This is a genomic window from Geodermatophilus saharensis (assembly GCF_900188205.1).
In the GTDB taxonomy this organism is placed as follows: Bacteria; Actinomycetota; Actinomycetes; order Mycobacteriales; family Geodermatophilaceae; genus Geodermatophilus; species Geodermatophilus saharensis.
Genome location: NZ_FZOH01000006.1, coordinates 17,861 through 37,075, shown reverse-complemented (window position 1 = coordinate 37,075; position 19,215 = coordinate 17,861). Strand labels below are relative to the sequence as shown.

Sequence of the window (19,215 nt, the reverse complement as noted above, 5' to 3'; positions counted from 1 at the left end):
CGGTGGCCGACCTCGGGACAGAAGGTGAACAATGGGTTAACGGGAGGTGGATGCGACGATGCGCGTAGAGGAACGACCGCTGATCCGGTGGGTGCCCGTGGTGGACCGGCACGGTCACCGGCACCTGGAGATGCGCTGGGACGCCGCCGCGCTGGGCGCGCCGGCCGAGGCCGTCCGGCCGGGCCGCAGCGCCTGACGGCCGGTCGGGTTCCGCAGCCGGGTGCACGGGTAGGCGGACGGCGACGCCGCGCGGGGAGACCACCCGACGCGTCGCCGTCCGCCTGTCCGTGCACCGAGGAGAACCCGTGTCGTCACCCCGCCCCGAGTCCCAGCCCGAGCAGTCCCAGAGCACGCCCGGCACGCTGGGCGAGATGGACCCCAAGCCCGACCACGGCGAGGACAGCTACCGCGGGTCGGGGAAGCTGACCGGCAAGGCCGCCGTCATCACCGGCGGTGACAGCGGCATCGGCCGCGCGGTCGCCATCGCCTTCGCCCGCGAGGGCGCCGACGTCCTCATCAGCTACCTGGACGAGCACGAGGACGCCGAGGACACGAAGAAGTACGTCGAGGAGGCCGGCCGCAAGTGCGTGCTGGTCCCCGGGGACATCTCCGACCGGGCGCACGCGAAGACGATCATCCCGAAGGCCGTCGAGGAGTTCGGCAAGGTCGACGTCCTGGTGAACAACGCCGCCTTCCAGATGACCCACGAGACGCTGGAGGAGGTCCCGGACGAGGAGTGGGACCACACCGTCGCCACCAACCTCACGGCGATGTTCGTGCTGTGCAAGGACGCGATCCCGCACATGCCCTCGGGCGGGTCGATCATCAACTCGTCGTCGGTGAACTCCGACATGCCCAGCCCGAGCCTGGCGCCCTACGCGATGACCAAGGCGGGCATCGCCAACTTCACCGCGAGCCTCGCGCAGATGTACGCCGACAAGGGCATCCGGGCCAACAGCGTCGCGCCGGGCCCGGTGTGGACACCGCTGATCCCGGCGACCATGCCCGAGGAGAAGGTGGCCAGCTTCGGTCAGCAGGTGCCGCTGGGCCGCGCCGCGCAGCCGGCCGAGCTCGCGCCGGTGTACGTGCTGCTGGCCAGCGACGAGGCGTCCTACGTCTCGGGCGCGCGGGTCGCGGTGACCGGCGGCAACCCGATCCTGTGATCTCGCTGCGCGCATGACCAGGTGAGATCACCGTGACGCGTCCTGGCTCACCTCCGGCGGTGAGCCAGGACGCAGCACGACGCCGGCGGCCCCCCTGCAGGGTCCGCTGCGAGCCTGCGAGCAGTGGGGGGCAGGGGAGGCCTTCACCTGATCGTCCGCGCGAGCGCGGCGACGTCGGACGGGCGCACCCGGCAGCAGCCGCCGACCAGCCGCGCGCCGGCCGCCACCCACCCCGGGACGGCGGCCGGGTCGACCCCGCCGGCACCGGTCCACGCCCGGGCCGCGGCGTCCCACCCCTCCCCGCTGTTGGGGTAGGCGACCAGCGGCAGCCCGGCGGTCGCCGCGGCGTCCAGCGACGGGCCGACGGCGGCCGGGTCGGTGCAGTTCACCCCGACGGCGACCACCGCACCGACCCCGCGCGCCATCGCGAACACCTCCGCCGCCGGCTCGCCGCGGCGGGTGCGGGCGACGCCGTCGCCGCCGACGACGGTGGTCAGCGACAGCCACACCGGCACGCCGAGCGCGTCGGCCTCGGCCAGCAGCGCCTCGGCCTCGGCGGCGGCCGGCACCGTCTCGCAGGCCAGGACGTCGGCGCCGGCCTCGGCCAGCGCGGCCATCCGCGGCCGGTGGAACGCGCGCAGCCGGGCGACGCCGACCTCCTCGACGTAGCCGCCGGTGTACTCCGAGCCGTCGGCGAGCGCGGCGCCGTAGGGCCCCACCGACCCCGCGACCCACGACCCGGGCGCCCCGCGCCGGGCGAGCTGCACCGACCGGGCGACCAGCGCGAGCGCCTCGGTGCGGTCGATCCCCGCCGCGGCGAACCCCTCGACGGTCGCCTGGTAGCTCGCTGTCGTCGCCACCTGCGCGCCGGCGGCGGCGAAGGCCGCGTGCGCGGCGACGACGGCGTCCGGGTCGTCGCGCAGCAGCCGCGCCGACCACAGCGCCGAGGACACGTCGTGCCCCCGGGCCTCCAGTTCGGTGGACAGCCCGCCGTCGAGGACGACGGGACCGGCAGCGAGCGCGTCGGCGAGCGGCGGGGGCACCCGCCCATCCTCCCCGCCCTGCGCCCGGCCGCCGCGACCCGCAGGATCGGCCCGTGGTGTTCATCTGGAGCAGCGGCTGGGGTCCCCGCCGTCGACGGCGCGGGTACGGCCCCCGGCCGGGCTGGGGCCCCGGGTACGGGTACGGCTACGGGCCGCCGCCGGGGCGCTACCGCCGCGGCTACGACCGCGACGGCGGCTGCCTGCGCGACCTGCTGTTCCTCAACACCGGGTGCTGCCTGGCCAACGCGATCGGCTGCGGCGTCGACGGCCTGTTCCTCCTGCCGACGACGGTCCGGCACGTGCACGCCTCCGGCACCGGCGCCGCGGGCTCGCGCGCGGCCGAGCGGCTGGTGGCCGCCGTGCGCGTCTACCAGCGCGAGGTCAGCCCGCGGCGCCCACCGTGCTGCGCGTTCACGCCCACCTGCTCGGCCTACGCCGTCGAGGCGCTCGAGCGGCACGGCGCCCGCCGCGGGACCTGGCTGACCCTGCGCCGGCTGCTGCGCTGCCACCCGCGCGCGGCCGGCGGCGCCGACCCGGTGCCCGCGGCGGCCTGAGCGCCCCGGGCAGACTGGACCGCGTGCCCGGCAGCGACGAGACCTCCGGTGACCTGCCGGTCACCGGCTCGCTCGTCGTCCCCGCGGCCGCGCTGGGCTGGCGGTTCTCCCGCTCGTCGGGACCGGGCGGTCAGGGCGTCAACACCGCCGACTCGCGCGTGGAGCTGTCGGTGGCGCCGCTGCAGCTCCCGGGCCTGACCGACGTCCAGCGCGACCGGCTCGCCCAGCGGCTGGCCGGCCGGCTCGTCGACGGCGTCCTGACCGTCACCGCGAGCGAGCACCGCCAGCAGCTGCGCAACCGGCAGGCCGCCCGCGAGCGGCTGGCCGCGGTGCTGCGCGCCGCCCTCGCTGCGCCGCCGGCCGCCCGCCGCCGCACGAAGCCGACCCGGGGCTCGCAGGAGCGGCGGATCCAGGCCAAGAAGCAGCGCGGCGAGCTCAAGCGCTCCCGCCGCCGCTGGGACTGACCTCCGCCCGGCGGCGCTCGAGGAACGCGCGCTCGGTGGCGTTGCCGGCCAGCGCTATCGCCGCGCCGTAGGCGGCGGCCGCCTCGGCGTCCCGGCCCAGGCGGCGCAGCAGGTCGGCCCGGACCGCGGGCAGCAGGTGGTGCCGCGGCAGGTCGAGCGCGTCGACCAGCGCCAGCCCCGCGGCCGGCCCGTCGACCTCGGCCACCGCCACCGCCCGGTTCAGCGCCACGACGGGGGAGGGGGCCAGCGCCAGCAGCAGGTCGTAGAGCGCGACGACCTGCCGCCAGTCGGTGGGCGGGTCGCTGTGCACCGCCTGGATCGCCGCCTGCACCTGGTACGGCCCGGGGGCACCGCGGCGCAGGCAGCGCCGCACCAGCTCCTGCCCCTCGGCGACGAGCGCGGCGTCCCACCGCGTCCGGTCCTGCTCGGCCAGCGGCACCAGCTCACCGGTCGCCGACACCCGCGCGGCGCGGCGCGACTCCACCAGCAGCAGCAGCGCCAGCAGGCCGAGCACCTCCGGCTCGTCGGGCATCAGCTCGGCCAGCTCCCGGCCCAGCCGGACCGCCTCCGCGCACAGGTCGGTGCGGACCAGCCCCGGCCCGGACGACGCGGTGTGCCCCTCGGTGAAGACCAGGGCGACCACCGCGAGGACGCCGCGCAGCCGGTCGGGCAGGTCGGCCTCGTGCGGCACCCGGTAGGGGATGCGCGCCGCGCGGATCTTCCCCTTGGCGCGGACCAGCCGCTGGGCCATCGTCGCCTCGGGCACGAGGAAGGCGTGCGCGATCTCGGCGGTCGTGAGGCCGCCGACCAGCCGCAGCGTCAGCGCGACCCGCGCCGCGGGGGCCAGGGCGGGGTGGCAGCAGGTGAACAGCAGGCGCAGCCGGTCGTCGCGCACCGCGCCCTCCTCGGGCGGCTCGTCGGGGACGGTCAGCAGGGCCGCGGCACGGTGCCGCTCGTCGCGGCCCGCCTCGCGCCGCAGCCGGTCGATCGCGCGGTTGCGGGCGGTGGTGACGATCCAGCCGGCGGGGCTGGGCGGCACGCCGTCGTGGGGCCAGCGGGCGACGGCGGTGGTGAAGGCGTCCTGCACCGCCTCCTCGGCGGCGTCGACGTCGCCGAGGAGGCGGGTGAGGATGGCGACCGCGCGGCCGTAGGACTCGCGGAAGACCGCCTCGACGTCGGGCACCGCCGTCGTCAGACCCCGCCACCGGCGACCGGGCGCACCTCGACCGGCAGCGTGCTGGCCCGCGCCATCCGCCGGCCCCACTCGAGGGCGGCGTCGAGGTCGGGCGCCTCGACGACGGTGAAGCCGCCGACGTGCTCCTTGCCCTCGGCGTAGGGCCCGTCGACGACGAGGACGTCGTCCCCGTCGGGACGCAGCACGGTGGCGGTGTCGGCGGGGTGCAGCGCGGCGGTGAACACCCACGCGCCGGCCGCGCGCATGTCGGCGGAGACCGCCGCGAGGTCGCGCATGATCGGGTCGAGGACCTCCGGTGGCGGCGGGTCGCCGTCGGGCTGCTGGAGGCTGAGCAGGTACTGCGGCACGGTGTCCTCCCGTCGGACGGCGGCCGGCACCGTACCGGCCGCTCACCTCCTGGACGAACGGGGAGCGCCCGGATCGACAGTGCCGCTCCTACAGCTCCGGCATCGGGACCCGGGGCGGGCGGACCGCCACCCACAGCGGCAGCCGGTCGTCGGTGGAACGGGTCGCCTGCACCACCTCGAAGCCCAGGGCGCGGGCGAAGCGCACCACCGCCCACGCGGGGGCCACCAGCGCCGCGGGGACGCCGTCGCGGTCACAGCGGTCGAGCACCGGGGCGAGCACCGCGCCGCCGAGCCCGCGGCGGCGCGACCGCGGCCGGGTGGCCAGCGCCCGCAGCCGCCAGTGCGGTCCGGCGGGCAGCGCCGCGGCCAGGGCCGCCTCGGTGGCGGCGACGTCGTCGGCGCGGTCGGCGTGCAGCCGGGGCACCTCCCGCTCCAGCGCCGCGGCGACGTCGCCGGGCAGCGGGGCCGCCGCCCCGTCGGGGGCCTGCCAGGAGGCGACGGCGTCGACGTCCTCGCTCACCCAGGTGGTGCCGGTGGCGATGCCGCGGTGCGCGTCGAGCTCGGCGAGCCGGGTCAGCCGCTGGGTCCGGCCGTCGACCGGCAGCGCCCACCGCACCCAGCGCGACTCGGCCAGCGCCACGGTCAGCGTGACCGCGATGCGCGGGACGTCGCGGGGCTCGGCCGGCCGCACCACGGGGACGCCGAGGTGGACCGTCGGCCCCTGCTCGCTCATGCCGCCATGACACCACGGGCGCCGCGGGCGGGCCCGGACACGGCGACGGGGCCGGTCCGCGGTGGACCGGCCCCGTCGAGGGTGTTGCTGTGCCGCGGTGGCCCCCCGCGCAGGAGGGGCCGGTGGATCAGCGGCCGATCTTGCCGTCGTTGTCGCGGTCGAGGGCGTCCTTGGCCTTCTGCACGAACCCGCGCTCGTCGCGGCCGGTGGTGCCGGTCGTGGTGCCGGTGCCGGCGACGCCGGTCGTGCCGCCGTCGACCTCGATCTGCTCCTTGCGGACCTCGCCGCTGACGGTCTCCTGCTCGGTCACCGTCTGGGTGTCGAGGCGGACGCGCTCGACCGGCACGGCCTCCTTCTCCACCACGGGGCGCTCGGCGTGCAGGACGACCTCGTGCTCCTCCTCGGAGATGGCCGGCCCGTCGAGGGCGTTGCCGATGTTGGCGTCGGTGATGGGCTCGCGCTCGACGCGGACCTCCTCGTGGGAGACCGGCACGGTGGTGCTGACGTTCTCGGTCACCACGTACTTGCGCAGCCGGGCGCGGCCGGCCTCGACCTGCTGGGTGCCGACGTTGAGGTGCTCCTCGGAGCGGGTCATCGCGCGGTCGGTGGTGGGACCGGAGGTGTCGTGACCCACGGTGCCGCGGGTCTCGAGGTCGTCGCGGACTCCGTCGCGGTCACGGTCGACGCCCACGCCCGCGGTGCCGGTGGTGGTCCCGGTGGTGGTCCCGGTGGTCATGGCCTGCTGGCCGGTCGTGGTGCCCGTGGTGCCCAGGCCGTAGTACCGGTACAGCTCCTGCTCCTCCTGCGGGGACAGGTGGCCGTCGGCGTCGACGCGCGGGGCGTCCTTCACCCGGGCCTTCTCGTACGGGAAGCGGACCTGACCGCTGCCCACCTCGGCCTCGGCCAGGGGGATGAAGGTCTCCTTGGTGCCGAACAGGCCGGTGTGCACGGTGGCCCACTCGGGGCGGCCGGTCTCGTCGTCGAGGTAGACCTCGGAGATCTTGCCCAACTTGTCGCCGTCGCGGTCGACGGCGGTGCTGCCGATGACGGTGCTGATCTGCTGCTCGGTGATCACGTGTGCTCCTCGCGGAAGGGGACTGGTCGTGGCCGGCTCCCTCGTGCGGCGGTGTACCGGGGGTCAGCGGGCCACTCCCGGCATGCCCGCAGGGTTTACGGCGTAAACCCGTTCACTCGGATCTCTCCCCGGGGACCCGGCCCTCCGCCCGCACCGACTCCAGCCGGTCGAGCAGGTTCTCGAGGGCCTCCTCGAACTCGGCGGCCGACTCGTCGCGGGACAGCAGCTCCTCCAGCTCCACCACCAGGGGGTACTGGCCGAGGTCGGTCCCCGTGTCCGGGACGCCCTCCGGCGCGTCCTCCGGGGTGATCTGTACCCCCTTCTGCGACACCTCCAACAACAGGTGTCCGAGCAGGAAGCTGGAGTAGGCGCGGTAGGCCGCCACCGCCGCCTCCGGGCTGAAGCCGCTGTCGGTCATCACGGTGAGGAAGGACTCGATCCAGCGCAGGCTGCGCAGCGGCGGGCGGACCCACGGGGCGGCCGGGGGCCGCGTGGCCACCAGCGGGAAGACCTCCGGGTGGGCGAGCGCGATCCGCCGGACGCCGTGGGCGAGGCGCTGCGCGTAGTCCTGCCAGCCGTGGGCGGCGCGCAGGTGCACCTCCGGGTCGCCGTACAGCTCGTCGACCACGGTCTCGACGACGCCGTCGAGCAGCTGCTCGCGGCCGGGCACGTAGCGGTAGAGCGCCATCGCCTCCACGCCGAGGTGGGCGCCCAGGCGACGCATGGTGAGCGCGGCCAGGCCGTGCCGGTCGATGTACTCGATCGCGGCGCCCAGGATGCGCCGGCGGTCGAGGCCGGCCCGGCCGGTGCTCGGGGGACCGGCCGGGACCACGATGCCGGCGCCCCCGCGCCCCTCCGGGGAGTCGGGGTCGGGACGCCGCATCGGGATGGTGTCCTCGCCGTCCACGCGCACCTCCCGCCGTCTCGTGGCCCGGGTCCCTCCCGGCACCCGGTGTGCCCTCCTCGCTCGTCGCCCGCTCCGGGGACGGTGCCCGCACGAGGGTGCGCCGGAACGTGTCGTGACGGTCGTCGTCGGCACGCGGTGGGCTGCCCGGCCGGCTCCGCCGGTCGTAGGCTCGGCGCGGCCCGGGAGGCGCCCATGACCACCGTGCGGATCGGCACCGCACCGATGTCGGTCGACGACCTGCTCGCCGTCGTCTCCGGCGCCCGGGTGGAGCTCGACGGGTCCGCCCGGGAGCGCATCGCCGCCGCGCGGGCCCTCGTCGACGACGCCCTCGCGTCCGGCGCCGCGGTCTACGGCCTGACCACCCAGGTCGGCCACCTGCGGGACACCCGGCTGAGCGCGGAGGAGATCCACCGCGAGCAGCAGTTCCTCGTGCTCTCCCACGCCGGCGGGATCGGGCCGCCGCTGCCGGTGCCCGTGGTGCGTGCCGCCCTCGCCGTGCGGCTGGCCGGCATCGCCCGCGGCGGCTCGGGTGCCTCGCCCGCGGTCGCCGAGACGCTGGCGGCGATGCTCGACGCCGGCGTCCACCCGGTGGTGCCCGCGACCGGCTCGGTGGGCGCCGCCGACGTCGGCCAGATGGCCGGGATGGCGCAGGTCGCCGTCGGGCTCGGCCGGGCCGAGTACCGGGGGGAGGTCCTGCCGGGCGGGGAGGCGCTGCGGCGGGCGGGCATCGCGCCCCTCGTCCTCGCCGGCAAGGACGGGCTGGCGCTGATCTCGGCCAACGGGGTGTCGGTCGGCCAGGCGGCGCTGGTGGCCGCCCGGGCGGCGCGCGCGGCCGACGCCGCCGACGTCGCCGCGGCGGTGTCGATGGAGGCCACACGGGCCAACCCGTCGGTCCTGCACCCCGCCGTGGGCCGCGCCAAGCCGATCCCCGGGCAGCTCGCCGCCGCCGACCACCTCCGCCGGCTGCTCACCGGCAGCGCGCTGCTCGGCCCCGACGGCGCCGCGTCGGTGCAGGACGCCCTGTCCTTCCGGGTCGTGCCGCAGGTGCACGGGGCGCTGCGGGAGTACGTCGGCGCCCTGCGCTCCGCCGTCGAGGGCGAGCTGGCCGCCGCCGCCGACAACCCGCTGGTGTCGGTCGAGGACGGCACGCTGCTGAGCAACGGCAACTTCCACCCGATGGTGCTGGCGCTGGCCGCCGACGCCCTGCGCATCGCCGTCGCGCAGGTCGGGCAGCTCGCCGACCGGCGGATGGCCCACCTGTGGGAGGCGTTCTTCCGGCAGCCGACCGGCCCGCCGGCCGCGGCGGCGTACGGGCTGGCGCTGCGCTACCCCGCGGCGGCCGTCGTCGCGGAGCTGGTGCAGCTGGCCGCACCGGCGACCCTCGACGTCCCGCCGCTGGACCTCGGCGTCGAGGACCACGCGACCGGCGCGCCGCTCAGCGTCCGCAAGGCCGACACCGCGCTCGGGCTGCTGGAGGACCTCCTCGCCGTCGAGCTGCTGCTGGCCTCCGACGTCCTCGCCACGGCGCCGCAGCCCGCCGCCCTCGGCACCGGCACCGCGGCGGCGCTGGCGCTGGTGCGGGAGGCGGTCGCCGCCGCCGACCCGTACCCCGACGCCGTCCACGCGGCCCTGCGGGCGCGTTTCCCCGGCGGGCGGTGAGGGCCGGAGGTACCGCCGCACCGGACCGTTCGTGCACGCAGCGCGGTCGGCGGGCGCCCGCGACGACGGTGCGTGCACGGACCGCCGCGCCGGAGGTCAGGCCAGGTCGGCCAGCGCCGCGGTGACCGCCTGGTCGCGGACGAAGTCCAGCGCCAGCAGCCGGTGCACCAGCACGCCGCGGCGGGTCAGCCGCAGGTCGGCCGGCCGCAGCCGGGGCAGCGCGGAGCCGCCCGGGCGCGGGGTGGCCGGCGGCGGGTCGAGCAGCCCGCCGCGCTGCAGCTCGCCGAGGTCCTCGAGTGCGCCCCAGGCGGTCCACCCGCGCGGGTCCTGCGGCACCGGCGTCATCGGCAGCGGCGCGCGCTCGCGCCGGCCGACGGCGGCCAGCAGCACCAGCTGGCGCCCGGTCAGGGCGGCGCCCAGCCGCAGCCCGCGGGAGACGACGGCGACGTCGAGGTCGGCGGAGACCGCCGACTCGGCGAGCAGGTAGCCCAGGTGCCGCACCCGCCACTCCTCGGTGGCCGCCTGCGCGGCGAGCACCACACCCTCGCCGACCTCGTCGGCCGGCGCGCGGCCGCCGGGGCCGGGGGTGAGGAAGCCGTCGGTGCGCACCGCCCGGCCCTCCGCGGCGCGGGTCACCGACAGCTCGGCGGCGAAGGCCAGCGCGGCACCCGCGCGGCAGCGGGCCCGGGGGGAGACGGGGGGCGGGGGGGCGGCGTCGGCCGCCGTCGCGGTGCGGCGCAGCCAGGCGGCCAGCGCGCCGTCCAGGCGCACCCGCGCGGACCCGTCGTCGAACAGCAGGGCGGCGGCCGTGCGCGCCATCGTCCCGGCCACCAGCTCGCCGGACTCCACCAGTGCGCGTCCCGGTGCCGTCTCCGTGTACTCCGCCACGGCGCCGATCATCGCCCGGCGCGGCGTCCGCCGTCGGCCGGGGAGCGGCGCGGTCCCCACAGCGGGGCAGGCCGGGTCACCCCCCGAGGCGCGCGCCGCCCTCCACGGACGTCACCGGGCCCGGTCCGAGCGCGGCGCGCAGCCGGGCCACGGCCGCCTCGACGTCGGTGCCGGCGGGCAGCCGCCGGGCCAGCTCGGCCGTGGTCACCACGGTCCCGGGCCGCTCGGCCAGCGCGCGCAGCACCGCCGCGGGCCCGGGCGGCAGCTCCACCAGCCGGCCGTCGAGCACGGCGGCGTGCCCGCGCACCTGCAGGGCGGCGACGCCGGCCCGCAGCACCGGGTCGCGGGCGGCCAACGCCGTGGCGACCTCGCGGGCCAGCGCGCCCAGCCGCGCCCGCTCCGGCTGCACGGGGGTGATCCCGGCGGCCACCAGCGGCGCCGCGGTGACCGGGCCGACGGCGACCGGCAGCACCCCGTCCCGCAGCGCCGCCACCACCTCCCCGCGCAGGCCCAGCTCCCCGGCCGCCGCGAGCAGGCTGGCCGCGGCCGGCGCGCTGGTGAGGGTCACCGCGTCGACCTCCCACGCGGCCACCGCGCCGACCAGCCGGTGCAGCGGGGCGACGTCGGCGGGCGGCACCCACCGGTAGACCGGCACGGTCAGCACCTGCGCACCGGCCGCGCGCAGCGCGGCGACGAACTCCCGCAGCGGGTCGCCGTGCAGCTGGACGGCGACCCGGCGGCCGGCCAGCGGCCCCTCCGCGCCCGAGAGCAGGTGCTCGAGCACCTCGGCCGAGGACTCCGACGGCGGCGACCACGCGTCGACCAGCCCGCCACCGCGGATGGCGCCGCGCGCCTTGGGCCCGCGGGCGAGGACCCGGGCGGTGCTCAGGTGCTCGACCAGCGGCAGGCCCCGGGCGTCGGCCGCCTCCAGCCACCCGCGGAACCCCACGCCGGTGGTGGCGACGACGAGGTCGACCGGTGCGGCGAGCACGGCCGCGGTCGCGGCGGCCAGCTCGGCGTCGTCGGCCAGCGGCACGATCCGGAGGGCCGGCGCGTACAGGACGCGGGCGCCCCGGCGCTGCAGCAGCGCGCCCAGCTCCTCCCGGCGCCGCTCGGCGGTGACCGCGACCGTGTAACCGGCCAGCGGGGCGACCCCGTCCGCGGCGTCGGGGGAGGAGCTCACCGGTCCATCGTCCCGGGTCCCGTCGTCCCCGCTTCCCCGGCGCTCCAGCAGGCGAGCAGGATGCTCGCGTCGTCCTGCAGCACCCCGCCCTGGTGGTCGAGCACCGCGTGCATGAGGCGGCGGACCGTCTCCGGTGGCGGCTGCCCGGCCGCCACCGCCCGGGTCAGGAACTCGATGAGCCGCTGCTCGCCGAACCAGCGCCCCAGGCCGTCGCGGGCCTCGGTGACCCCGTCGGTGTAGAGGGCCAGCCAGTCGCCGGGCTCCAGCGCCTCCTCGGCCACGGAGAACCCCTCCACCGTCAGGCCCAGCGGCACGCGCCCGCTCCCGGCGAGCTCCTTGACCACCCGGCCGGAGCGCAGCAGCAGGGGCGGCGGGTGACCGGCCCGCACGTAGCGCAGCAGCCCCGAGGTCAGGTCCAGCTCCGCGAGGACCCCGGTGACGAACGCGCTGCCGGAGAAGGTGGTCGCGACCACCTCGTCGACCGCCCGGGCCTGGTCGTGCAGCCCGCGCCCCTCCCGTCGGGCCGCCCGCGAGGCCGCCAGCGCCGCGGCGGCCATCAGCCCGGCCCCGAGCCCGTGGCCCACCGCGTCGAGGACGGTCATCGACACCGTGTGCTCGGTCAGGGCGTAGTCGAAGGCGTCCCCGCCGACCGCGGCGCTGGGCTCCAGGGAGCCGGCCAGGACGAACGTGTCGCTCGCGGCGGTCAGCGGCGGCAGCTGCTGCCAGACCAGCTCGGCCGACGGCGACCGCGGCCGGCTGCGCCGGGTGCGCTCCAGCAGGTCCCCGTGCAGGCCCATGGCGGTGACCAGGTGGGCGACCATCGCGGCCAGCCACCGGCACTGCTCCCGCAGGCCGGGGTCCTCGAGGTCGCGGGCGGTCGCCACCCGCACCTCCAGGACGCCCATCCGGTCGGCGCCGTCGAGCAGCGGCACCCACAGGCGCGGGACCCCGCCGGCCTCCGAGGGCAGCGGCTGCCCGGACTGGAAGACGCGCCCGGGCAGGGTGCCGTCGACGGCGACCGGGTCGGTGCCCGCCCGGCCGTCGGGGAGCCGGACCAGCTCCCGCTGCTCGTGGTCGACGACGTGCACGCTGACGTCGACGCCGAGCGCCCGGCCGGCCTCCGCGGCCAGCGGCGCCAGCCGGTCGGGAGGAGCGGTGCGGGTGGCGTCGAGCAGCCGCAGCAGTGCCGCCAGCGGGCCGGTGGTGGGACGCGGCGGGCGCAGCGGCCGGGAGTAGGGCACCCGGCGGGCGGCGAAGAGCTCGTCGAGGCGCTCGTTGACGACGACGGCCAGCAGGTCGCCGTCGAGGTCGGGCAGGCAGCCCAGCCCGTCGAGGTGCGCCTCGAGGTCGAACAGGTCGGCGTTGCCGCCGAGCTCGAAGTACCGCAGCCACAGCTGGTCCAGGGTGAGGTCGGCGTGCCGGAGGGCGGCCCGCAGCCGTGCCCGCCGGTCCTCGGCGGGCACGCCGGCGGCCGGCCCGGTCACCGGAGCCGGCGGACGGCGGAGTCGACCACCGCGCGCGCCGCCTGCCGCAGCGTGCCGGCGTCCCCTCCGGAGCGGGACAGCAGCATGGCCAGCGCCGTCTCCTCGCCGACCCCGTGCCGGGCCATCAGCACCCCCTTCGCCGTGCTCACCACGTCCCGGGCCGCCACGGCCTGCCGCAGGTCGTCGCTGGCCCGGCGCGCCCGCTCCCGGGCGGTGACGTGCGTGACCAGGAGGGCGGCCTGCGCGGCGGAGAGGGTGAGCACGTGGGCGTCGTGGGGCGTGAACACGCCCGGGGCGCCGCCGTAGACCTTGAGGGCGCCCAGCGTGCGGTCCCCGGCCAGCAGGGGCGCGCTCATGGTGGACAGCAGCCCGAGGTCGACGGCCTCGGCCGCCCACCGCTGCCAGCGGGGGTCGGCCCGCAGGTCGTCGGCGCGCACCAGCGCCCGGCCGGCGGCCGCGGCCAGGCACGGGCCCTCGTCGAGCTCGTACTGCAGCGCGTCGGCGCGCTCGACCAGCGGGTCGGTCGCCCCCGCGGTCCGGCGCCCGGCGGGGTCCACGATCGAGACGCCGGCGCCGACGGCCGCCGGGACGGTCTCGAGGAGCAGCGAGCTGACCAGGCCCAGGGCGGTGGCCACGGTCTCCTCGGACAGCAGCAGGCCCGACACCCGCGCCGAGACGACCGACAGCTCGTCGGCGAGGGGGAGGGATCGGGTGAGGTCCTGGCGCACGGACACCTCGCGGGTACCGGCCGTGGCGGTCCCGTCGTCTCCAGGCGCCCGGCCGCGGACCCAGGATAGTGCCGCGTCAGCGCAGCCGCGCCGCCGAGAAGCGCGGCACCCGACCGCCGTCCCCGACGACCAGCCCCCGGCCGGCCAGCAGCCGCAGGTGGGCGTCGGTCTCGGTGACGGCGAAGATCCGCATCCGCCGGGCGTACTGCGACCACGGCCGCGACCAGGTGAGGTGCGCGGCCAGCTCCCACGGCGTGCCGCCCGGGTGCGCGCGGACGGCGGCCAGCAGCTCGGCCAGCCGGCGCTCGTGGTGTTCGCGCAGCTCCCGCGTCCGCTCGGCCAGCCCGCGGAAGCGCCACTCGTGCCCGGGCAGCACCTCCCCGGCCGGCTGCCCGGCGACCGACTCCAGCGAGGCCAGGTAGTCGCGCAGCGGGTCGGGCGCGCCGGCCGGGGTCGTGGAGATGTTCGGGCTGATCCGCGGCAGCACGTGGTCGCCGGCGAAGAACAGGCCGCCGTCCTCCTCGGCGAAGCACAGGTGACCGGGGGTGTGACCGGGGGTGTGCACCGCGCGCAGCGACCAGCCCGGCAGGTCCGCGCGGTCGCCGTCCTCGAGCAGCCGGTCGGGCCGGGCCAGCCGCCGCCACCGGGCCCGCTGCTCGGGGGTGCCGGCGTCGTCGCGGGCGTCGGCCTCGGGTGCGCCGAGGCCGACGAGGAAGGCCACCTCGTGCTCGGTGGAGTCCTCGGGGGAGCGCTCGGTGAGCGAGGTCAGCGCCACCGCGTCGGCCGGGTGCATGGCGATCCACGCGCCGGAGGCCTCCCGCACCCGGGCGGCGAGCCCCACGTGGTCCAGGTGCATGTGGGTGACCAGGACGCCCCGCACGTCGGCGACGTCGCCGCCGAGCTCGGCCAGGCCCGCGCACAGCGCCGCCCAGCTGTCGTCGGCGTCCCAGCCGGTGTCGACCAGGCCCAGCCCGCCGCCGGCGAGCTCCAGCACGTAGGCGTTCACCCACCGCAGCGGCCCGGCCATGGGCACCGGCACCGACCACAGGCCCGGCCGCACCCGCTCGACCGGGGGCACCGTCCGCTCGCGCCAGGCCGCCTGCTGCGCCGGGCCGGTGACCTCCACGCCGGGCACTCTGCCAGGCGCCGTCCCGGCCCTCCGCGGCCCGGGGACCTCCCCGGGCCTGGGACGATGGGGGCGTGCCGACGACGCCCGCCGTCCCCGCCGCCGTGACCGCCGTCCCGCGCCGGCTGCGCCTGGTCTGCGCGCTCGCCGCCGCGCTGGTCGTCGGCGTCATGGTGGTCGTGGCCGTGCTGCTCACGTCGTCGTCGACGGGGGTGGTCAGCTTCGGCCTCGCCGACCAGGTGGCGGTCGCCGGCCTGGGGGTGTTCGTGGGGGCCGGCGTGCTGCTCGTCGGCGCCTCGCGGGTCGACGCCGACGCGGCCGGGGTGCGGGTGCGCAACGTGCTGGTGCGGCACGAGCTGCCGTGGTCGGCGGTCGGTGCGGTGCGCTTCGACCGGCACTCCTCGTGGGCCTCGCTGGAGCTCACCAACGGCGACGAGGTCTCGCTGCTCGCCGTCCAGGCCGCCGACCGGGAGCGCGCCCTCGACGCCGTCGAGGGGCTGCGCGCGCTGCTGGCCGCGCACCGGGCCGCCCAGCCCGCGCCACCTCCGCTGCTCTACGACGACTGACGAAGGACCACCCTTCCCCCCTCGCCTCGCACGCTCGGCGCGGGCCCCTGAAGGGTGGCCGTTCCAGCACGTCACGGGTGGGAATGACCGCGCTCCGCCTGACGCTGTAGCATGGGCGTGCCTCCCCGCTACACGAGGCGCGTGAACCACCAACCCAGCGGCCCCGCCCCGGGCCGCTGACCAAGAGGAGCCCGCTCCCACCTGGCGCCGTCGAGGCGCCCAGGTCCCGGTTCGCGGAGGACCGGCCCGCCCCGGCCGGCGCCTCGCGACGTGCACGTCCCGGCGACGGGTCCGTGCCCCACCGGCGAGAACGGGCCCTGTGAGCGCAGCTCACGGGGCCCGAGTCGTCTCCGGTGCCGGGTGGGCGCGACTCCTCCCGTGTGAAGAGCAGAGGAGAGGCCATCACCGAGCCCCGTATCAACGACCGTATCCGCGTCCCCGAGGTCCGCCTGGTCGGACCCGAGGGCGAGCAGGTCGGCATCGTGCCGATCGGCGAGGCGCTGCGCCTGGCGCAGGACTCCGAGCTGGACCTCGTCGAGGTCGCGCCGATGGCCCGTCCGCCGGTCGTCAAGCTGATGGACTACGGGAAGTTCAAGTACGAGTCCGCCCAGAAGGCCCGCGAGGCCCGGCGGAACCAGGCGCTCACCGTCATCAAGGAGATGCGGCTGCGCCTGAAGATCGACCCGCACGACTACGAGACCAAGAAGGGCCACGTCGAGCGCTTCCTCAAGGGCGGCGACAAGGTCAAGATCACCGTGATGTTCCGCGGTCGCGAGCAGTCGCGGCCGGAGATGGGCTACCGCCTGCTGCAGCGGCTGGCCGCCGACGTCGCCGAGCTCGGCGTCGTCGAGTCCAACCCCAAGCAGGACGGCCGCAACATGGTCATGGTGATCGCCCCGCACCGGAACCAGGCCGCGACCGACGGCGCCCGCCGTCAGGCCAAGGCCGAGCGGGCCGCCGAGGGACAGACCCCGACGGCCTGACCGGTCGCACGCAGGACCGCACCACCGAGACGGCCGGCGCCGTCGCGGCAGCCCCGTGCTGCCGCGCGGCGCCGACACCCACGAACAGGACGACGAGGACATGCCGAAGCAGAAGACCCACAAGGGCACCGCCAAGCGGGTGCGCGTGACGGGCACCGGCAAGCTCATGCGCGAGCAGGCCAACAACCAGCACAAGTTCGAGCACAAGTCCTCGCGGCGCAAGCGCCGGCTGGAGAAGGACCAGGTCCTGAGCCCGGCCGACACCAAGACCCTCAAGAAGCTGCTGGGCATCTGAGCCCCCGCCTCCAGCACCGATAAAGGAGTACTCACGTGGCACGCGTGAAGCGGGCGGTCAACGCCCAGAAGAAGCGCCGGAGCGTCCTCGAGGCCGCCAGCGGCTACCGGGGCCAGCGCTCGCGCCTGTACCGCAAGGCCAAGGAGCAGATCCTCCACTCGGCCACCTACAACTACCGCGACCGCAAGGTGCGCAAGGGTGACTTCCGCAAGCTGTGGATCACCCGCATCAACGCCGCGGCGCGCCAGAACGACATGACCTACAACCGGTTCATGCAGGGCCTGAAGCTGGCCGGCATCGAGCTCGACCGACGCGTGCTCGCCGAGCTCGCGGTCAACGAGCCGGCCGCCTTCGCCGCGCTGGTGGAGACCGCCCGCGCCGCCGTCGCCGCGGCTCCCGCCGGCGGCGAGCAGGCCGCCTGACCCACCCCTCCGACGCCGCCGGCGTCCGGTCCCTCGGGCCGGCGCCGGCGGCGTCGGCGTGTGCGGGGGCCGCCCCTGCCCGCCGACATCACGTGATCTCGGCGGCTGAGGGCGCCGGAGACGCCGAGATCACGCGATCTCGACGGGACGAGCACAGGAGCAGGACGCAGCAGGGGAGGGACGACGACGTGGCCGAGCTGCTGACCGAGCGGTCGGGCCGGGTGGCCGCCGCGCGCCGGCTGACCCGCCGCGCCGGCCGCGACGACGCCGGCGCCTTCCTCGCCGAGGGCCGCCAGGCGGTGTCCGAGGCGCTCGCCCTGGCCGGGACCGACCCCGCCGCCGTCCGCGAGGTGTTCGCCACCGAGGCCGCCGCCGCCGCGCACCGCGACCTGCTGGCGGCGACCGCGGTCCCGGTCCGGCTGGTCACCGAGCGGGCCGCGGCCGCGCTGTCGGAGACGGTGACGCCGCAGGGCCTGGTCGCCGTCTGCGCGCTGCGCGACGTCCCCGCCGACCGGCTGGCCGCCGACCCGCCGGCGCTGGCCGTCGCCCTGGCCGGCCTCGCCGACCCCGGCAACGCCGGCACCGTGCTGCGCACCGCCGACGCCTGCGGCGCCGGCGCGGTCGTCTTCGGCGCCGGGTCGGCCGACCCCTACGGCGGCAAGGCGGTGCGCTCCAGCGCCGGCAGCCTGTTCCACCTCGACGTCGTCCGCGGCGCACCGCTGGGCCCGCTGGTCGCCGACCTGCAGGCGCGGGAGGTGACCGTCCTGGCCGCCGACGGCGGCGGGGAGACGCCCCTCGACGAGCTCGGGACGGCGCTGGCCGGGCCGGTGCTGTGGCTGTTCGGCAACGAGGCCCGCGGCGTGCCGCCCGAGCTGGCCGCCGCCGCCGACGCGCGGGTGCGGATCCCGATGCGCGGCCGCGCCGAGAGCCTCAACCTCGCCGCCGCCGCCGCGATCTGCCTCTACGCCACCCAGCTCGCGCAGCGCTGACCCCCGCCGCGGTCAGGTGACCGCGGGCTCGAGCTCGTCGAAGGGCGTGACCACGCCGTCGCGGGCCAGCCGGCCCGTGGTGCGGGCGCGCAGCGCGAAGCGTGCCAGCGCGAGCGCCACGTAGACCCCCGACAGGACCAGCACCAGCACCCGGTCGGCGTCGGCCGGCAGCACGATGCTGCCGACGAACTGCACGGCGAACAGCACGAACAGCGCGCCCGCCCCGCCGGTGGTCAGCCGCAGGCCCACCAGCAGCGAGACGGCGAACAGCGACTGCGCGGCGGTCAGCAGCAGCTCGGTGCGCTGCTGGGTGTCCAGCGGCAGCCCCGAGAACGACGTCGAGCTGATCGCGAACGCCAGCGGGATGGTGCCGACCAGCAGCGTCCACTGGTTGACCTTGCTCGACAGCAGCGTGCCCAGGGAGTCCGAGGCCCGCAGCCGCGCGGCGTACAGGCAGGCCACGATCAGCTCGGGGGCCTCGCTGGCCAGCGGCGCCACCCACTGCACGAGCAGGAACTCGTCCACCCCGAGCGTGGTCCCGGTCTCCACCAGCGACTCGGCGAAGTGCTCGGCGCTGGCCAGGATCACCAGGGCCGCGACGGCGAACACCGCGGCCACCCAGGTGCGACGGCGCCGCCGCGGCTGCTCGCCGAGCCAGCGCGAGGTGCCGATCAGGTCCGGGTCCTCGGCCGGGGCCTGCGCCAGCCGGCGGGCGTAGAGCACGAACACGGTCACCAGCACCGCGCAGTCGACCAGCGTGAGGCTCGACCGCAGCGGCAGGTGCAGCGAGTACAGCGTCGCGATGCCGAGGAAGACGACCTCGGGGGACATGGCCGGCGACAGCCGCACCTCACCCCGGGGCGCGCGGGCGGCCGCGCCGTCCCCGGCACGGCGGCGGCGGGCGACGGCGACCGCGGCCACCAGCACCACCAGCGGCCAGCCGACGCCGACCAGCACCCGGTTGGCGCCGGTCATGTTGGCCAGCGCGAGCGCGCAGGCGTCCTCCCCGCCGTCGGGTGGGGTGCAGGAGCCGGTGTCGCCGAAGGTCGTGCCCGCCGTCCAGGTGAAGACGAAGTCGACGGCGTACTCGGGCAGCACGGCCAGCAGCGCGAGCAGGGCCAGCGCCAGCCCCGCGCTGATGTCGACCTGCGCGGCCTCGGCGGCCCACGACAGCAGGAACGCCGCCCCGACGATCGCCGTCCCGTACAGCAGCGCCATCAACGGGGCGGGCAGGTCCGGCGCCGGCAGGCCCAGGTACGCCGCCGCGCCCAGGTACGTGCCGGGGACGGTCACCAGGGCCGCGGCCGCCAGGGGGACCGGCGGCCGGCGAGCGGGATCGGGCACGGGCGGTCTCCAGAGGTGCGGGCGGAAGACGGCGCCGCTGCGCCGTCCCCCGCCCTACCCCCGTCCG

Annotated in this window: 22 protein-coding genes; 10 read left to right on the top strand and 12 right to left on the bottom strand. The window is 77.3% G+C overall.

Annotation, left to right across the window (positions count from 1 at the left end):
• Positions 1–58 precede the first annotated feature (58 nt).
• Positions 59–196, top strand: coding sequence for a hypothetical protein (locus CHC04_RS24245; RefSeq protein WP_176450030.1), 138 nt, complete (start codon positions 59–61; stop codon positions 194–196).
• 109 nt (positions 197–305) lie between these two features.
• Positions 306–1,163 (top strand): SDR family oxidoreductase, encoded by an 858-nt coding sequence (locus CHC04_RS15190; RefSeq protein WP_245817270.1) that lies wholly within the window; start codon positions 306–308, stop codon positions 1,161–1,163.
• A gap of 143 nt (positions 1,164–1,306) precedes the next feature.
• Here CHC04_RS15190 and mmuM read toward each other — a convergent pair whose 3' ends face one another.
• Positions 1,307–2,206: a homocysteine S-methyltransferase gene (gene mmuM, locus CHC04_RS15185; RefSeq protein ID WP_089404804.1), complete on the bottom strand. Its 900-nt coding sequence runs from the start codon at positions 2,204–2,206 to the stop codon at positions 1,307–1,309.
• Positions 2,207–2,259: 53 nt separating this feature from the next.
• On the opposite strand from mmuM, the gene yidD reads away from it, so the two are divergent.
• Together yidD and arfB are read left to right on the top strand one after the other, a co-directional pair.
• A complete protein-coding gene (yidD, locus tag CHC04_RS25015) occupies positions 2,260–2,760 on the top strand; it encodes a membrane protein insertion efficiency factor YidD (RefSeq protein ID WP_245817268.1) in 501 nt (166 codons plus the stop codon).
• 23 nt (positions 2,761–2,783) lie between these two features.
• Positions 2,784–3,224 carry an alternative ribosome rescue aminoacyl-tRNA hydrolase ArfB gene (gene arfB, locus CHC04_RS15175; RefSeq protein WP_089404803.1) on the top strand — a complete coding sequence of 147 codons (441 nt, stop codon included), beginning with the start codon at positions 2,784–2,786 and terminating at the stop codon, positions 3,222–3,224.
• On the opposite strand, the gene CHC04_RS15170 is transcribed toward arfB, so the two are convergent.
• From CHC04_RS15170 to CHC04_RS15150, 5 genes are all read right to left on the bottom strand, one after another.
• On the bottom strand, positions 3,196–4,407 hold the full coding sequence (locus CHC04_RS15170) for an RNA polymerase sigma factor (RefSeq protein WP_245817266.1): 1,212 nt from the start codon (positions 4,405–4,407) through the stop codon (positions 3,196–3,198). The genes arfB and CHC04_RS15170 overlap by 29 nt on opposite strands.
• 8 nt (positions 4,408–4,415) lie before the next feature.
• A complete protein-coding gene (locus CHC04_RS15165; protein WP_089405012.1) occupies positions 4,416–4,766 on the bottom strand; it encodes a YciI family protein in 351 nt (116 codons plus the stop codon).
• Positions 4,767–4,854: 88 nt separating this feature from the next.
• A complete protein-coding gene (locus CHC04_RS15160; RefSeq protein WP_089404802.1) occupies positions 4,855–5,499 on the bottom strand; it encodes a GNAT family N-acetyltransferase in 645 nt (214 codons plus the stop codon).
• Positions 5,500–5,626: 127 nt separating this feature from the next.
• Positions 5,627–6,574, bottom strand: a complete 948-nt coding sequence (locus CHC04_RS15155) for a DUF2382 domain-containing protein (protein WP_089404801.1) — start codon at positions 6,572–6,574, stop codon at positions 5,627–5,629.
• 112 nt (positions 6,575–6,686) lie between these two features.
• Complete coding sequence (locus tag CHC04_RS15150) at positions 6,687–7,481, bottom strand: TetR/AcrR family transcriptional regulator C-terminal domain-containing protein (protein WP_245817264.1); 795 nt, start codon at positions 7,479–7,481, stop codon at positions 6,687–6,689.
• 192 nt (positions 7,482–7,673) lie between these two features.
• Here CHC04_RS15150 and CHC04_RS15145 point away from each other — a divergent pair, with 192 nt between their 5' ends.
• A complete protein-coding gene (locus CHC04_RS15145) occupies positions 7,674–9,140 on the top strand; it encodes an aromatic amino acid ammonia-lyase (RefSeq protein WP_089404800.1) in 1,467 nt (488 codons plus the stop codon).
• Between the two features lie 96 nt (positions 9,141–9,236).
• Here the strand turns inward: CHC04_RS15145 and CHC04_RS15140 are convergent, their stop codons facing one another.
• From CHC04_RS15140 to CHC04_RS15120, 5 genes are all read right to left on the bottom strand, one after another.
• A complete protein-coding gene (locus CHC04_RS15140) occupies positions 9,237–10,028 on the bottom strand; it encodes a hypothetical protein (RefSeq protein WP_245817262.1) in 792 nt (263 codons plus the stop codon).
• A gap of 76 nt (positions 10,029–10,104) precedes the next feature.
• The gene (locus CHC04_RS15135) at positions 10,105–11,211 is read right to left on the bottom strand and encodes a uroporphyrinogen-III synthase (protein WP_089404798.1); all 1,107 of its coding nucleotides are present in this window, start codon (positions 11,209–11,211) and stop codon (positions 10,105–10,107) included.
• Positions 11,208–12,695, bottom strand: a complete 1,488-nt coding sequence (locus CHC04_RS15130; RefSeq protein ID WP_089404797.1) for a PP2C family protein-serine/threonine phosphatase — start codon at positions 12,693–12,695, stop codon at positions 11,208–11,210. Before CHC04_RS15130 ends, CHC04_RS15135 begins: the two co-directional genes overlap by 4 nt.
• A complete protein-coding gene (locus CHC04_RS15125; RefSeq protein ID WP_089405010.1) occupies positions 12,692–13,423 on the bottom strand; it encodes a GAF domain-containing protein in 732 nt (243 codons plus the stop codon). The genes CHC04_RS15130 and CHC04_RS15125 overlap by 4 nt, the downstream gene beginning before the upstream one ends.
• 76 nt (positions 13,424–13,499) lie before the next feature.
• A complete protein-coding gene (locus CHC04_RS15120) occupies positions 13,500–14,549 on the bottom strand; it encodes an MBL fold metallo-hydrolase (protein WP_217897390.1) in 1,050 nt (349 codons plus the stop codon).
• A 74-nt stretch (positions 14,550–14,623) separates the two neighbouring features.
• On the opposite strand from CHC04_RS15120, the gene CHC04_RS15115 reads away from it, so the two are divergent.
• The 5 genes from CHC04_RS15115 (at position 14,624) to CHC04_RS15095 (ending at position 17,804) form a co-directional block, all read left to right on the top strand.
• Positions 14,624–15,115, top strand: coding sequence for a PH domain-containing protein (locus CHC04_RS15115; protein ID WP_245817260.1), 492 nt, complete (start codon positions 14,624–14,626; stop codon positions 15,113–15,115).
• Between the two features lie 380 nt (positions 15,116–15,495).
• A complete protein-coding gene (gene infC, locus CHC04_RS15110; RefSeq protein WP_089404796.1) occupies positions 15,496–16,098 on the top strand; it encodes a translation initiation factor IF-3 in 603 nt (200 codons plus the stop codon).
• Positions 16,099–16,198: 100 nt separating this feature from the next.
• Positions 16,199–16,393: a 50S ribosomal protein L35 gene (gene rpmI / locus CHC04_RS15105; protein WP_089405007.1), complete on the top strand. Its 195-nt coding sequence runs from the start codon at positions 16,199–16,201 to the stop codon at positions 16,391–16,393.
• Positions 16,394–16,428: 35 nt separating this feature from the next.
• On the top strand, positions 16,429–16,815 hold the full coding sequence (gene rplT / locus CHC04_RS15100; protein WP_089404795.1) for a 50S ribosomal protein L20: 387 nt from the start codon (positions 16,429–16,431) through the stop codon (positions 16,813–16,815).
• Between the two features lie 188 nt (positions 16,816–17,003).
• Positions 17,004–17,804 (top strand): TrmH family RNA methyltransferase, encoded by an 801-nt coding sequence (locus CHC04_RS15095; RefSeq protein WP_089404794.1) that lies wholly within the window; start codon positions 17,004–17,006, stop codon positions 17,802–17,804.
• Positions 17,805–17,816: 12 nt separating this feature from the next.
• On the opposite strand, the gene CHC04_RS15090 is transcribed toward CHC04_RS15095, so the two are convergent.
• Positions 17,817–19,148 (bottom strand): sodium/calcium exchanger protein, encoded by a 1,332-nt coding sequence (locus tag CHC04_RS15090; protein WP_089404793.1) that lies wholly within the window; start codon positions 19,146–19,148, stop codon positions 17,817–17,819.
• Between the last annotated feature and the right edge of the window lie 67 nt (positions 19,149–19,215).